Annotated in this window: 13 protein-coding genes; 3 read left to right on the forward strand and 10 right to left on the reverse strand. The window is 72.6% G+C overall.

Features of this window, described 5'->3' with window-relative positions:
• Nucleotides 1–57: 57 nt before the first annotated feature.
• From ACZ7OH_RS20440 to ACZ7OH_RS20450, 3 genes are all read right to left on the reverse strand, one after another.
• The gene (locus ACZ7OH_RS20440; RefSeq protein WP_470282184.1) at nt 58–966 is read right to left on the reverse strand and encodes a S8 family peptidase; all 909 of its coding nucleotides are present in this window, start codon (nt 964–966) and stop codon (nt 58–60) included.
• A 37-nt stretch (nt 967–1003) separates the two neighbouring features.
• The gene (locus ACZ7OH_RS20445; RefSeq protein ID WP_470282185.1) at nt 1004–3412 is read right to left on the reverse strand and encodes a caspase, EACC1-associated type; all 2409 of its coding nucleotides are present in this window, start codon (nt 3410–3412) and stop codon (nt 1004–1006) included.
• Between the two features lie 62 nt (nt 3413–3474).
• Complete coding sequence (locus ACZ7OH_RS20450; RefSeq protein WP_470282186.1) at nt 3475–4593, reverse strand: erythromycin esterase family protein; 1119 nt, start codon at nt 4591–4593, stop codon at nt 3475–3477.
• A gap of 33 nt (nt 4594–4626) precedes the next feature.
• Between ACZ7OH_RS20450 and ACZ7OH_RS20455 the strand changes: the two genes are divergently transcribed.
• Nucleotides 4627–5241, forward strand: a complete 615-nt coding sequence (locus ACZ7OH_RS20455; RefSeq protein WP_470282187.1) for a TetR/AcrR family transcriptional regulator — start codon at nt 4627–4629, stop codon at nt 5239–5241.
• Here the strand turns inward: ACZ7OH_RS20455 and ACZ7OH_RS20460 are convergent.
• From ACZ7OH_RS20460 to ACZ7OH_RS20470, 3 genes are read right to left on the reverse strand one after another with little or no spacing between them, the layout of a single operon-like run.
• Nucleotides 5222–5692 carry a GNAT family N-acetyltransferase gene (locus ACZ7OH_RS20460; RefSeq protein WP_470282188.1) on the reverse strand — a complete coding sequence of 157 codons (471 nt, stop codon included), beginning with the start codon at nt 5690–5692 and terminating at the stop codon, nt 5222–5224. The genes ACZ7OH_RS20455 and ACZ7OH_RS20460 overlap by 20 nt on opposite strands.
• On the reverse strand, nt 5689–7842 hold the full coding sequence (gene recG / locus ACZ7OH_RS20465) for an ATP-dependent DNA helicase RecG (RefSeq protein ID WP_470282189.1): 2154 nt from the start codon (nt 7840–7842) through the stop codon (nt 5689–5691). Before recG ends, ACZ7OH_RS20460 begins: the two co-directional genes overlap by 4 nt.
• A 3-nt stretch (nt 7843–7845) precedes the next feature.
• On the reverse strand, nt 7846–9420 hold the full coding sequence (locus tag ACZ7OH_RS20470) for a DAK2 domain-containing protein (RefSeq protein ID WP_470282190.1): 1575 nt from the start codon (nt 9418–9420) through the stop codon (nt 7846–7848).
• A gap of 133 nt (nt 9421–9553) precedes the next feature.
• Between ACZ7OH_RS20470 and rpmB the strand changes: the two genes are divergently transcribed.
• Nucleotides 9554–9745: a 50S ribosomal protein L28 gene (rpmB, locus tag ACZ7OH_RS20475; RefSeq protein ID WP_003091970.1), complete on the forward strand. Its 192-nt coding sequence runs from the start codon at nt 9554–9556 to the stop codon at nt 9743–9745.
• A gap of 53 nt (nt 9746–9798) precedes the next feature.
• Here rpmB and ACZ7OH_RS20480 read toward each other — a convergent pair whose 3' ends face one another.
• Genes ACZ7OH_RS20480 through ACZ7OH_RS20490 form a run of 3 tightly spaced genes read right to left on the reverse strand, consistent with a single transcriptional unit; the run spans nt 9799 to nt 11865 of the window.
• Nucleotides 9799–10569: an alpha/beta fold hydrolase gene (locus tag ACZ7OH_RS20480; protein WP_400903374.1), complete on the reverse strand. Its 771-nt coding sequence runs from the start codon at nt 10567–10569 to the stop codon at nt 9799–9801.
• A gap of 57 nt (nt 10570–10626) precedes the next feature.
• A complete protein-coding gene (locus ACZ7OH_RS20485; RefSeq protein ID WP_470282191.1) occupies nt 10627–11304 on the reverse strand; it encodes a uracil-DNA glycosylase in 678 nt (225 codons plus the stop codon).
• Nucleotides 11305–11334: 30 nt separating this feature from the next.
• Nucleotides 11335–11865 carry a gamma carbonic anhydrase family protein gene (locus ACZ7OH_RS20490; RefSeq protein WP_470282192.1) on the reverse strand — a complete coding sequence of 177 codons (531 nt, stop codon included), beginning with the start codon at nt 11863–11865 and terminating at the stop codon, nt 11335–11337.
• A 93-nt stretch (nt 11866–11958) separates the two neighbouring features.
• On the opposite strand from ACZ7OH_RS20490, the gene ACZ7OH_RS20495 reads away from it, so the two are divergent.
• The gene (locus ACZ7OH_RS20495) at nt 11959–13122 is read left to right on the forward strand and encodes a glycoside hydrolase family 27 protein (protein WP_470282193.1); all 1164 of its coding nucleotides are present in this window, start codon (nt 11959–11961) and stop codon (nt 13120–13122) included.
• Here the strand turns inward: ACZ7OH_RS20495 and ACZ7OH_RS20500 are convergent.
• On the reverse strand, nt 13109–13588 hold the full coding sequence (locus ACZ7OH_RS20500) for a GNAT family N-acetyltransferase (protein ID WP_470282194.1): 480 nt from the start codon (nt 13586–13588) through the stop codon (nt 13109–13111). The two genes, ACZ7OH_RS20495 and ACZ7OH_RS20500, sit on opposite strands and share 14 nt — an antisense overlap.
• Nucleotides 13589–13600 lie beyond the last annotated feature (12 nt).

A 13600-nucleotide genomic window follows, 5' to 3' on the forward strand; every position in this document is an offset into this window, starting at 1 on the left:
GGTGATGGACATCATGCGCCGCTGGGGGGTTGGCCGGGAGGGCGTCTGGGCAGCTTGTCAGGATCCCGCCGGTGCGTAAAGCAGCCGGTTGGCCGTGCCCTCCGGGACGCCCTTCAGCACGTCCGTCGTCGCGGCCTGAACAAGCGCTTGGTCCACCTGGGCCGGGGTCGATTCCGGGTGCTGGGCGAGGTAGAGCGCCGCCACACCGGCCGCGAACGCCGCCGCCATCGACGTGCCCGACTCGGGCCCCGCGCCGGTGCCGCCCGCGATCGGGCCGGGGACGTCGACACCCGGCGCGTACAGGTCGACGTCCTGGCCGAAGTTCGACGCTTTGTCCGGGTGGTCCTGGGCGTCGGTGGCCGCGACGGTCAGCGCTTCGGCGACCCGGCCCGGGGAGAAGCCGCTCGCGTCCGCCGTCTCGCTGCCCGCCGGGACGGCGATCGGGACCACGGCGGCGAGCCGCTTGACCGCGGCGTCGAGCCGGTCGTTCGGGACCCCGCCGATGCCGAGGACGGCGACCGCGGGCTGCCGCGCGTTCTGCGCGACCCAGTCGATGCCGGCGATGATCTGGTCGGTGGCGCCGCCGCCGTCCTTGTCGAGCACGCGCACGGGCACGATCTGGGCGCCCTTCGCGACGCCGTAGTCCTTGCCCGCGGCGATCCCGGCGAGGCGGGTGCCGTGGCCGTTGGTGTCGGACGTGTCGGAGCCGCCGTTGAGGAAGTCGCGCCCGGGGGCGACGCGGCCCTGGAAGTCGGGGTGGTTCGCGTCGACGCCGCTGTCGATGACGTAGATGGTGACGCCTTCGGCCGCGGTGGCGAAGTGGTACGCGTGGTCGAGCCCGGTGCGCTGGTCGATCCGGTCGAGGCCCCAGCTGGGCGGATCGACCTGCACCCCGCCGTCGGCGACGGCGGGGGTCTGCCCGGCGAGCACGACCGCCACGGCGGCTGCCACTGTCGCTGTCTTCATGATCGTCGTCGTACCCCGGGAGTGCCGGGGCGACAACTCAGGGCTGTCGCTCGATCGGCTGATTCCGCCGGGCCAGCACGACGACGTCGGCGGCCAGCAGCACGAGCGCCACCACGGCGACGACTTGTCCGGCGTAGGTGAGGGACGAGTAGTCGGCCAGCGCGGCGAAGGTCGGCGGCAGCACGGCGACCGGCCCGGCGAGCCCTGTGGCGAGCACCGCGGCCCCGACGGGCCGCAGCACCACGGCGACCACGGGCACGACGACGGCCACCAGGGCGCCGAGCAGGAAGTAGGCGCCGTTGCGACCGGCGCCGTCGGAGTCGTAGGCGGCCAGTTCACCGAGCTGGAACACCCAGCCGGCGGCGACCAGGACCCCCAGAGCGAGGGCCGCCCAGGAGGCCCACCCGGCGATCGGCCCGGCGCGCAGACCACCGTTCCGGCGCAGGGCGGCGAGGGCACAGACCCCGGCGACGGCCCAGGCGAGGTGCGCGAGCATGGCGAAGGTGAACCCGGCGTTGAGTTCGGTGGCCGAGCCGGTGGACAGGGTGAGCGCTTCGCCGATGAAGCGCATGAGCCCGAAGAGAGCGGCCAGGCCGGTCCCGAGGAGAAGGGCGGGGCCGGTCCGCGAGCGGGTCCGCGGAGCGAGGCTGAGGACACCGGCGAGGAACGCGCACGCGGCGACGACACCGACGGAGTACTCCATGCCGGGGCGGTATTGGGCGAGGGTGTAGCTGCCGTAGCGGTAGTCGAGCGGAAGCCCGGCGACGGCGAAGACGGTGCCGGCGATGGCGAGGATCCCGGCGAACCCACCGACGGGATCGATGGCACCGGTTTGCAAGGCGGACGCGGGTGCCGGGTCCGGCGCGGGTTCGGCTGCCGCAGCCGGCTCCGCGGGGATCTCGGCCGGCTCTCGCGCCTCGGCTTCCGCCGCGGGCGCCGGCTCGCTGGTGCCCGCGGCCGCAGCCGGCTCGACCACCGGCCGCGCGGTGGGCTCGGCTGCCTCGTCCGGGACGGGTTTCGCCGCCGGCTCCGCCGCGGCCCGGTATCCAGCCTCCGCCTCTGCCGCGGATTCCGCCGCGCTTCCCGGTCCGGCAGCGCGGTCCGCGCCGGCGGCCGCGGGGCCGGCGGTGCGCGGCTCCGGCTCGGCCGCCACCGGCTCGGGTTCCGTCTCCCGGGCGGGTTCAGGTTCGGCAGAAGCCCCGGGCTCCACCACCGGCACCGGCTCGGCCTCGATCTCCACCCCCACCACCACGTCCCCGGTCGGCCCGGTCACCACCACCTTGCCGCGCCGCACTCCCGACTCCCCCGCCGTCACCGTCAGCTCTGCCCCGCCCGCCACCTCGACCGCCTGGATCCACGCGTGCGACGGGTCGAACCGCACCTCCCGCGCCACCGGTGGCCCCGAAACCCGCAGCGACGCCGATGCCCGGGACCCCGCCGGCGCCGACAGCCGCACCGAAGGCACGTCCACCCGCACCACCGCGAACGACAACGCGTCCGCCGCGGCCGCCGCCACGTGCTCGATGTCCGTGGCCGCCATCGACCGGAGCGCCTCGAACGCCCCCACCGCCACCGGGAGGTTGTCGCTCGCCAGCCGCCGGCGCAGCTCCGCCACCGCCCCCAGTCGCGTGAACGGGTTCTCCGCCGCGATCGCGCCCGCCAGGTCCGGCGGGACCGGGGACGGCTTGATGCGCCGGCGCCGGCTCTTCGCCAGGTACAGCTCGCCCTGCATCTCGATGTCGCGGCTCGGCGTCTGCTTCGGGTTGCGCTCGCGGACGCGGTCGAACAGGTACTCGTACAGCTCGCCCAGCGCGATCCAGCCGTCCTCGTCGCGGTCGGCCTCGCCCGTGCGCAGCCCCTCGACCAACGCCGACGTGAACACCGATGGCTGGGCCGGCTCGTCCGAAGCCAGCGTCGCGCCCTCGAACGCGTACTCGATCGAGTTCGACGCCGTGATCACCGCTCGCCCGCGGCCGCCGCGGAAGCTGTCCAGGACGTTCGCGTCGCCCGACGCCCGGACCGCCACGCCCTGCCCGAACGCCCCGCCGTAGCAGCAGTCCAGCAGCAGCACCACGCTGCGCGAGCGGGTCTGCCGGATGCACTGCTGCACGAACTGGGCGGGCACGGCCGTCGACCGCAACCGGTCGGGGCGGGTGTTGCGCGCCGCGAAGTACAGGCCGCCCGCGTCGTCCTTCAAGCCGTGGCAGGAGAAGTGCAGCAGCAGGACGTCGTCGGGACGCCCTTCCGCGCAGAGGTCCTCGATCTCCGCCTGGACGACGTGCGCGGTCTCGTTGCGGACCACCCGCACGTCGAAGTCGCTGATCGCCCGGTCGGCCAAAACCCCGGCGAGGGCGTCGGCGTCCGCCGCGGGCGAGCCCAGCCGCTGCAGCCCCGCGTTGTCGTACTCGCCGTTGGCGACGATCAACGCCCGCCTCCGCCCGGCCATACCGGTAGGAAACGCCCACGAACCCACTGCGGCAATCAGCCGAACGGGCACACCTGACCGGGTCAGGCCCGGAAAATCGTTTCCTGCCCTTTCAGGCAGACGACCGCGTCGAACGCCGAAGGGACGTCGACCGCCACAGTCATGTGCGCGTGCCGGATGCTCGACGCCGCGGGACGCGCGACCACGCAAGGCGCCTCGGCGGCCAGCACCGCCTCGACACTGCCCTCCGCCGGCGCGTCCAACGCCTGCTCGAACATCCGGAACCCGAGCCGCGCACCTTCGTCGGGGACGAGCCCGGTCGTCGTCCCCGAGACCGCGGTCAACGCGAGCGCGAAGTAGCGATCCCCCAGCTCCGCGGCCAGGTGGGTGCCCGCGGACGGCGCCGTCATGCCGGGCATCGGCGAGAACGGCACGCGCTGGAGGTGTCCGTTGTGGAGCATCAGCACGATCTTCTCGCCGGGGAACCGCCGCCGCAGCAACCGGACGGTGGCCGCCATGTACGTGTCCCGCGACGAACTCTGCGGCTCCGGCGCCTGCCCGGCCATCAGCGCGGCCAGCTCCCGCAGGTACAGGTCGACGCGCAGCGCGCCCTCCGCGTCGTGCGCGGCTTCGGGTGCCAGCGACTCGACATGTCCTTTGAGGACGGTAAGCGCCGTGGTGGCCGCGTCCCGCGCCGCGACGCTCATCTCCTGGTACCGCCCGGGAGCGACCGCACTGCTCACCGAGGCGTACGGCTCGCAGGCCGCCAGCGCCGTGTCCACAAGGGACACATTGGCGGTGTCCACCCGCGTCAGGACTTCGCGGACCGCTCGCAGCGCGGGCACCGGCGAGCCCGCCGAACTCGGCACGTCCAGCCCGCAGAACCGGACGCCACGACCCCGCAGCCAGGTCAGCATCGAGTGGACCTCGGCCGAGTCGCCCAGGCCGAAGGTGAAGCCGTCCTGCGCTATGTCGGCGACGTCACCGGCGCCACCCCTCAGCCACGTGTCGACCAGGCGCCCTTCGGGAAACCCGCCTTCGAACCCGAGCACGGTGAACCCGCGCTCGGTGACGAGGTGCCGCAGCACCTGGTCGCGCAGCACCCCGAACTCGCGGATGTGATGGTTGTTCTCGCCGATGGCGACGACCTCGGCGTCGCCGATCAGGTCGGCGATCTCGGTCACGGCGACGGTTGCTGGCATACTGGGCACACACTAACGCAACAGGAGTAGCAGTTGGCAACCGAGATTTCCGGCACGCGACGGCCGGGCGGACGCACCGAGCGGACCCGCCTCGCCGCCCTGAACGCCACCCTCGAGCTGCTCGGCGAACGCGGGTACGCCGAGCTGACCGTCGAGGCGGTCGCCGAGCGCTCCGGCGTCCACAAGACGACGCTCTACCGCCGCTGGGAGTCCGCCGAAGGCCTGGTCGCCGCCGCCCTGCTGATGGGCACCGAGCAGGAGTGGACGGCGCCGGACACCGGCTCGCTGGAGGGTGACCTGCGCGGGATCAACCTCGAGCTGGTGCACTACTTCACCTCGCCGGGCGAGCGCGAGCTGCCGACGGCGTCGATCTCGGCGGCGTTCCTGTCGGCCCGGGCCGCCGACGCCCTCCGTGAGTTCTACGTGGACCGCCACGCCCGCTCGGCCGTGGTGGTCGACCGGGCCGTCGAACGCGGCGAAGTGCCGCCGGGCACCGATCCGGTCGAGGTCGTGCGGGTGGCGTGCGGCCCGATCTTCTACCGCCTGTTCGTCTCCCGCGAAGGCGTCACACCGCGGGACGCCGGAGTCGCCGCGAAAGCCGCCGCGGCCGCCGCGAAAGCCGGCGTGTTCACCGCAGCCGGCGACTGAACCGCCGTTCCTCCAGCGCGACGCGGCCGTCGTCGATCGTCTCGGTCTGGGTGACGCCGTCGTCGACCCAGCCCTGCCGCGTGTAGAAGGCCTTCGCCCGCTCGTTCGTCGAGAGCACCCACAGGACGGCGCTCTCCCCGGGCAGCTCGTCGACGACCCGGTCGTGCAGCGCCCGGCCGAGGCCCCGCCCCCAGTGTTCCGGCAGCAGGTACAGCGCGAAGAGGCGGCCCGGGCCGAACGCCGCGAACCCCACGACGACGCCGTCCTCCTCGGCGACCAGGACCGGACCGGCGCCGTTCCCGATGTGCCGGGCCCACGACGCGGCGCGCGGCTCGGCCGACAGCCCGGCGAGGAAGTCGGCGGGGATCAGCCCCTCGTACGCCGCCTGCCACGACCGGACGTGGACCTCGCCGATCGCGGGCGCGTCGGCCACCGTCGCTTCACGGATCACGTCTTCTCCAGGTACTCCGCGCGCTCGACGTCGACGACGTCGGCGACCATCTGCGCCAAGCCGTGGTACTTCTTCAGGTCCGGATCCTTCTCGACGATCTCCTGCGCACTGGCCCGCGACGCGGCGATCACGTCCTCGTCGCGCAGCAGCGAGAGCAGCTTGAGCGTGGACCGCTTGCCGGACTGCGCGGCGCCGAGGATGTCGCCTTCGCGACGCAGTTCGAGGTCGAGGCGCGACAGCTCGAAGCCGTCGGTGGTCGACTCGACCGCCGCCAGCCGTTCGCGCGTCGCCGTGCCGTCGAGGGCCTCGGTGACCAGCAGGCACAGCCCCGGCACGCTGCCCCGGCCGACGCGGCCGCGCAGCTGGTGCAGCTGGCTGACGCCGAAGCGGTCGGCGTCCATGATCACCATCGCGGTCGCGTTCGGGACGTTGACGCCGACCTCGATCACCGTGGTGGCCACCAGGACGTCGAGGTCTCCCGCGGAGAACGCCCGCATGACGGCGTCCTTGTCGTCGGGCGGCATCCGGCCGTGCAGCACGCCGATCTTCAGGCCCCGCAACGCGCCGTGCTCCAGTTCGGGGGCGACGTCGAGGACCGCGAGCGGCGGCCGCTTGTCGCTCTTGTCCGACGGCGGTTCGTCGCCGATCCGCGGGCACACGACGTACCCCTGGTGCCCCTTGCCGACCTCTTCGCGCACGCGCTGCCAGATCCGCTCGAACCACGCGGGTTTCTCGGCGACCGGCACGACCGTGGTGGAGATCGGCGACCGCCCGACCGGCATCTCGCGCAGCGCGGAGACCTCCAGGTCGCCGTACACGGTCATCGCGACCGTGCGCGGGATCGGCGTCGCGGTCATGACGAGGACGTGCGGGCTCGTGTCGCCCGCGCCGCGGGTGCGCAGCGCGTCGCGCTGCTCGACGCCGAAGCGGTGCTGCTCGTCGACGACGGCGAGCCCGAGGTCGGCGAACTCGACGTGGTCCTGGATCAGCGCGTGCGTGCCGACGACGATGCCCGCCTCGCCGCTGACGATCTCCAACAGCGACTTCTTGCGCTCCTTCGCGCCCATCGACCCGGTCAGCAGCGTCACGCGGGTGGCGTTCTCCGCGGCACCCAGCTCGCCCGCCTGGCCGAGGTCGCCGAGCATCTCCCGCAGCGACCGCGCGTGCTGGGCGGCGAGGACCTCGGTCGGCGCGAGCATCGCGGCCTGCCGCCCGTTGTCGACGACCTGCAGCATCGCCCGCAGCGCGACGATCGTCTTGCCCGAGCCGACCTCGCCCTGCAGCAGGCGGTTCATCGGGTGCTCGGAGGCGAGGTCCGCGGCGATCTCGTCGCCGATCCCCCGCTGGCCCGCGGTGAGGTCGAAGGGCAGCCGCTTGTCGAACGCGTCCAGGATGCCGCCGCTGACGTGCGGGTTCGCCTTCGCCGGCCGCGAGATGGCCGAGTGCCGCCGCTGCGCGAAGATCAGCTGGACGGCCATGGCCTCGTCCCACTTCAGCCGCTTCTTCGACGCCTCCAGGTGCGCCCAGTTGGCCGGGCGGTGGATGCCGTGGAGCGCGGTGTCGAGGTCGGACAGCTTGTGCAGCCGCCGCAGCTCGGCCGGCATCGGGTCTTCGTCGACCTCCAGGACGTCGAGGACCTGCCGGACGCACTTGGCGATCGACCACGTCGGCATCCCCTGCGCCGCCGGGTAGACCGGGATGATCGCGGCGAGGAAGTCGTCCATGGCCTCGTCGGCGCGGTCGGCTTCGAACAGCTCGTACTCGGGGTTGGTCAGCTGCAGGGTGTCGCGGAAGGCGGACACCTTGCCGGCGAACAGGCCGGTCTTGCCGGGCACCAGGTCCTTCTCGCGCCAAGCCTGGTTGAAGAAGGCACAGGTGAGCCGGCGCTTCCCGTCGGTGATCACCATGTCGAGGATGGTCCCGTTGCGGGACTTCATCCGCCGCTTGCTCACCTTCTCCACGCGCGCCAGCACGGTCGCGTGCTCGCCCAGCTCGAGGCCGGCGATGTCGGTGAGCTCGCCGCGCTCGGCGTAGCGGCGCGGGTAGTGGCGGAGCAGGTCGCTGACCGTCTCGATGCCCAGCGACGTGGCGAGCGCCTTCGCCGTCTTGGCGCCCAGCAGCAGCGGCAGCTTGTCGCGCAGTCCGGCCATCGGCTATTCGACTCCCATCAGCAGCACGGCTTCCGCCTGGCCGCTGGCGTAGCTGGTCAGCTCCACCTCGGGGTGCTCCACCCGCAGCTGCTCCGCGAGCTCCTCGGCGACCCCGGGCGGGGCGTCGGCCCCGCTCAGCACCGTCACCAGCTCCCCGCCGAGCGCCAGCATCCGGTTGAGCACCTTCATCGCGGCCGCGACCAGGTTCGTCTCCGACGCCGGCGCGGGCTCGATGTGCACCACCTCGTCGTCGACCAGGCCGACGACGTCGCCGGACTGGGCCCGGCCCACCCAGGTTAGCGACTCCTCCTGCGCGATCCGCAGTTCGCCACGCCTGGTCGCGGCGGCCGCTTCGGCCATCGCGACGACGTCGTCGTTGGTGCGGCGCCCGGCGTCGTGCACGGCGAGTGCGGCCAGGACCTGCACGGGCGAGACGCACGGGATGACCACGACGTCCCGGTCGGCGGCCATCGCGTGCCCGGCCGCCGTGTCGACCGCCGCGGTCAGCGCGACGCTGCCCGGAAGGACCGTGACGTGCTGCCCGGCGGCTTCGTTGAGCAGGCTGATGACGTCCTCGACGCTGGGGGTTTCGCCTTCGGGCACGGCGAGTACCGGGATGCTTTCGGCGCGCAGCAATTCGGCCAGCTCGCCGCCGTGCACGACGGCCACGACCGTGCGGTCCATCCCGCCGCCAGGCTCGATCGGCGTCGGCGTGAGCAGCGGTTCGACCCGGATCCTGCGCGGGCGCCCCAGCGCGAGCCCGGCTTCGATGGCGGCGCCGATGTCGGCGCAGTGGACGTGCACGGCGTGGCTGCCCGAGCCGTCGCCGGCGACCGTGACGCTGTCGCCGAGGCCGCTCAGCTCCTTGCGCAGGGTCGGCAGGCTCTGCTCGTCGACGCCGTCGAGGAGGTACATGACCTCCCAGGCGAAGGCCTGCTCCTGCGCGGTCGGTACTTCGAGCGCGTGTTCCCGCTCGATCTCGGCGCCGGTGAGGACGCCGACCAGGGCGTCGAGCACGGCGACGAGCCCGCGCGCACCCGCGTCGACCACCCCGGCCTTGGCCAGGGCGGGCAGCTGCAGGGGCGTCTTTTCGAGGGCGTGCGCGGCCTCTTCCGCGGCTTTCCGCGCGACTTCGCCGAGACTGCGCGTGTCGCCGCGCACGGCGAGTGCGACGGCGTGCAGGACGGTCAGGATGGTCCCGGCGACCGGGCGGCTCACGGCGCCGGTGGCGACCTCGTCGGCGTGCCCCAGCGCTTTCGCCAGCCACGCGCCGTCCAGCTCGCCTTCGGCGCGGTCGGCCAGCCCGCGCACGACCTGGGACAGGATCACGCCGGAGTTGCCCTTGGCGGCGGCCACGGCACCGCGGGCGAGGACCTTCAACGCGCCGGCGGCGTCTTCCGGGGTGGCACCGGCCAGTTCCGCGGCCGCGCCGGTCATCGTGAAGAGCATGTTCGAGCCGGTGTCGGAGTCCGCGACGGGGTAGACGTTGATCTCGTCGATGGCCGGCCGCAGGCTCGCCAGGCTGTGCACACAACCCGCCGCCCAGGCCGACACCGCCGCCGCGTCCAGCACCCGCACCCCGTAACCTCCTACCCGGTCCCGGGCAGCGTATCGACCCGGTGCTCGGGGCCTCGACCGCAGTAGTTACTATGGTCGAGTTGCCCAGTGCATCTGGGCTCATTTCTATGACCCAGATCCAAAGGAGTTCGACGTGGCTGCCGTGTGCGACGTCTGTGGCAAGGGACCCGGCTTCGGCAAGTCGGTCTCGCACTCCCACCGCCGTACCAACCGCCGGTGGAACCCGAACATCCAGACCGTCCACGCCAAGGTGGGTGTGTCCCAGCGCAAGCGCCTGAACGTGTGCACCTCGTGCATCAAGGCGGGCAAGGTCGTTCGCGGCTGAGGCGAGAAGAGTTCGAAAATGGCGGGTGCTCCTCGGAGCACCCGCCATTTTCTTTACTTCAGGAAGCCGGTCAGCAAGTCCTTCAGCGTTTCCGGTACCTGCAGCACCCCGTGGTCCTGCCCCGCCAGGGTCTCGTACCGCGCCCCGGGCACTGCCGCGGCCGCCGCCTGGGCACCTGCCTGCAGCTCCTCCGGGCTCGCCCCGCCGCCGATCACCAGCGTCGGGATCGAGATCTTCGCCAGGTGGTCTTCGCGGACCCGGGCGCCCGGGCCGCAGATCGTCAGGTCGTACGGCAGCGTGTGCGCCAGCGCCGTGAACCAGCCCCACACCGGCGCCTGCTTCATCCCCTCGACCATCTCCGCCGGGGTGCCCGCGACCCGCAGGAACGTCGCCACGGCGCCGTCGCGGTCGCCCGCCGCCAGCTGCGCCTGCACCTCGTCCAGGACGTCACCACGCGGGTGTTCCGCGGTCGCGTACGGCGGCTCGTACGCCACCAGCTTGTCGATCGGGAGACCCGCGGCCGCCGCCTCCAGCGCCAGGATCGCGCCCGACGAGTGCCCGAACACCGACGCCGAGCCGCCGGCCTCGGCGATCAGCGCCGCGATGTCCTCGATCTCGCGCTCCATCGCGTACTCGGCCGAGTCGCCGGAGTCACCGCGGCCCCGCCGGTCGTAGGCGATCGTCGTGAAGTCCCCGGAGAGGACCTCGGCCAGGCCCGCGACCGTCGTCCGGTCGTTGAACGCGCCGCCGACCAGGATCACCGGCGCGCCCGACCCGCGCCGCTCGAAGAAGATGGCCGTGCCGTCGGCCGAAGTGACGTTCATGCTTCCTCCAAAGGTTTACCCCTGGTCGGAGCCGTCACGCGGATCCGGACACCGAACCTACGGGAGTTTCCAGTCGACCGGCGCCGCGCCCTGCTGCTCCAGGAGCTGGTTGGCCCGGCTGAACGGCCGTGACCCGAAGAAGCCGTTGTGCGCCGAGAGCGGGCTCGGGTGGGCCGACTCGATGCACGGGACCTCGCCCAGCATCGGCCGCAGGTTGCGCGCGTTGCGGCCCCACAGGATCGCCACCATCGGCTCCGAGCGGGCCGCGAGCGCCTTGATCGCCTGCTCGGTGACCGCTTCCCAGCCCTTGCCCTGGTGCGAGTTCGACTTCCCGGGCTGCACGGTCAGCGACCTGTTGAGCAGCAGCACGCCCTGGTCGGCCCACGGCGTCAGGTCGCCGTTGGACGGCAGCGGGTGGCCGAGGTCGTCGGCGTACTCCTTGTAGATGTTGACCAGGCTCTTCGGGATCGGCCGGACGTCCGCCGCCACCGAGAAGCTCAGGCCCACCGCGTGCCCGGGCGTCGGGTACGGGTCCTGCCCGACGATCAGCACGCGCACGTCGTGGAACGGCTGCTTGAACGCGCGGAGGACGTGCTCCCCCGCCGGCAGGTAGGTCCGGCCCGCGGCGATCTCCGCGCGGAGGAACTCCCCCATCGCGGCGACCTGCGGCGCCACCGGTTCGAGGGCCTCGGCCCAGCCTGCCTCGACGATGTCCTGCAGCGGTCGTGCGGTCACGGCGCGCAAGCCTACCGGGCGTGGCCGACGTCACCCGAGCGGGTCGAGCCGCCTCAGCTCGGTGCGGAACCGCTTCCCGCGTTCGACGTAGGAATCCACCACCATCGCGATGCTTTCCGGCCCGAACGACGTGTTCTCCCGCACCTTCGCCGGCACGCCCAGCGCGATCTCCCCGGTCTTGACGCGGCTGCCGTACGACAGCACCGCGCCCGCGCCGACCATGCCGCCGTCCTCGATGACCGAGCCGTTGAGCACCACCGAGCCCGACGCGATCAGGCAGCCGGTGCCGATCGTCGCGCCCTCGACGTGCACCGCGTGCCCGATCGCCGACGAAGGCCCGAGGATCGTCGGGTGCCGTTCGGTGCAGTGCAGGACGCAGCCGTCCTGGACGTTCGAGCGCTCGCCGAGCTCGATGTAGCCGTGGTCGCCGCGCAGCACGGTCTGCGGCCACACCGACGCGAACGCGCCGATCCGGACGTCGCCGATCACCGTCGCGTCCGGGTGGATGTAGGCGTCGGGGTGGATCGTCGGCTCGAGCGAACCGAGTGCGTAGATCGGCATGCCGCCTCCGGGGTGACTGCGGTTTCACTTCCCGTGCGATTGGATCACGGCATCGCCGCGGACAGGAACGCCAGTACCGGGAGCACGGCCCTCGTGCTCCTCCTCGTCGTGCTGACCTGGCTGCTCAGCCTGCCGGTCGCCTCGCCCGCGCTCGCGAACGGCCTGGCCGGGACGCCGCCGATGGGCTGGAACAGCTGGAACCAGGTCCGCTGCTACGACCTCACGGAAGACGTCGTCAAGAAGGCGGCCGACGCGCTCGCCGACACCGGCTTGCGTGACGCGGGTTACAAGTACGTCGTCGTCGACGACTGCTGGCAGGCCCCCGCCCGTGCCGCCGACGGCTCGCTACAGGCGGACCCGACGCGCTTCCCGCACGGCATCGCCGACCTCGCCGACTACGTCCACTCGCGCGGCCTGCTGTTCGGCATCTACGCCGTGCCCGGCAGCCGGACCTGCGCGATGGCCAACGACGCCTACCCCGCGTCCGGCATCGGCTCACTCGGCCACGAACGCCAGGACGCCGAGACGTTCGACCGCTGGGGCGTCGACTACCTCAAGTACGACTGGTGCAACGCCGACACCGTCGACGGCCTCGACCGGAAAGCCGCGTTCGAGAAGATGCGCGACGAACTGGCCGCGCTGCCCCGCCCGATCGTCTACGCGATCTCCGAATACGGCGTCTCGAGCCCGTGGACCTGGGCGCGGCCGGTGGCGAACCTCTGGCGCACCACCTACGACCTGGTCCCGACCTGGGACTCGGTGCTCGCGACGATCGACCAGCAGGCCGCCGTCGCCGTGCACAGCGGCGGCCCGGGCGGCTGGAACGACCCGGACATGCTGCAGGTCGGCAACGGCACGCTGACCGCCGACGAGGCCCGCGCGCACTTCAGCGTCTGGGCCGTGCTGAACGCGCCGCTGTTCGCCGGCACCGACCCGGCGAAGCTGAGCGACACCGACCTGGCGACCCTCGGCAACCCCGAGGCGATCGCCGTCGACCAGGACTTCGCCGGCGGCCAGGGCCGGCAGCTCGAGGCCGGCCCCGGCTACCAGGTGTGGGGGAAACCGCTTACCGGCGGCGGGTTCGCGGTGGTGCTGCTCAACACCGGCAGCACCACCGCGACCGTCTCCGCGGCGATCCCGGGCGCGTGGCGCGTCCGGGATCTGTGGGCCCACCGGGAAACGGGCACTGCCGTCGGCTCCGTTTCCTCGACCCTGCGGCCGCACGCGGCGGCCCTGCTGAAGCTCACCCCGAGGTGAGGTCCTTGCCGAAGCAGCGGCTTTCGGGCTCGTTCTTGTACACGCCGAAGTTCGGGATCTCGGCGTACCCCGACGACGTGTAGAGCGCGATGGCCTCGGGCTGCTTGGTGCCGGTTTCCAGGACCGCGCGCTTGCGGCCGCACAACGCCGCCGTGCGCTCCAGTTCGGACAGGATCATCCGCGCGAACCCGCGCCCGCGGGCGGAATCGGCGACGTACATCCGCTTGAACTCGGCGTCGCCGTCCCGGAAGTCCGGCGCCGGGCCGTCGTGGGCGCGCCACGCACCGCAGGCGACCGCTTCCTCGCCCTGGTAGCCGATGAGGAACAGGCCCTCCGGCGGGTCGAAGTCCGCCGGGCTCATCGGGGTGGCGTCCTCACTGCCGTAGCGCTCGACGTACACCTGCTGCACCGCGGCCATCAGCTTGGCCGCGTCGGGATGGTCGTAGGGGACCGGAACGATTCTCACGCTTTCCGAGCC

The sequence above is a fragment of the Amycolatopsis sp. NPDC114478 genome (assembly GCF_055633805.1).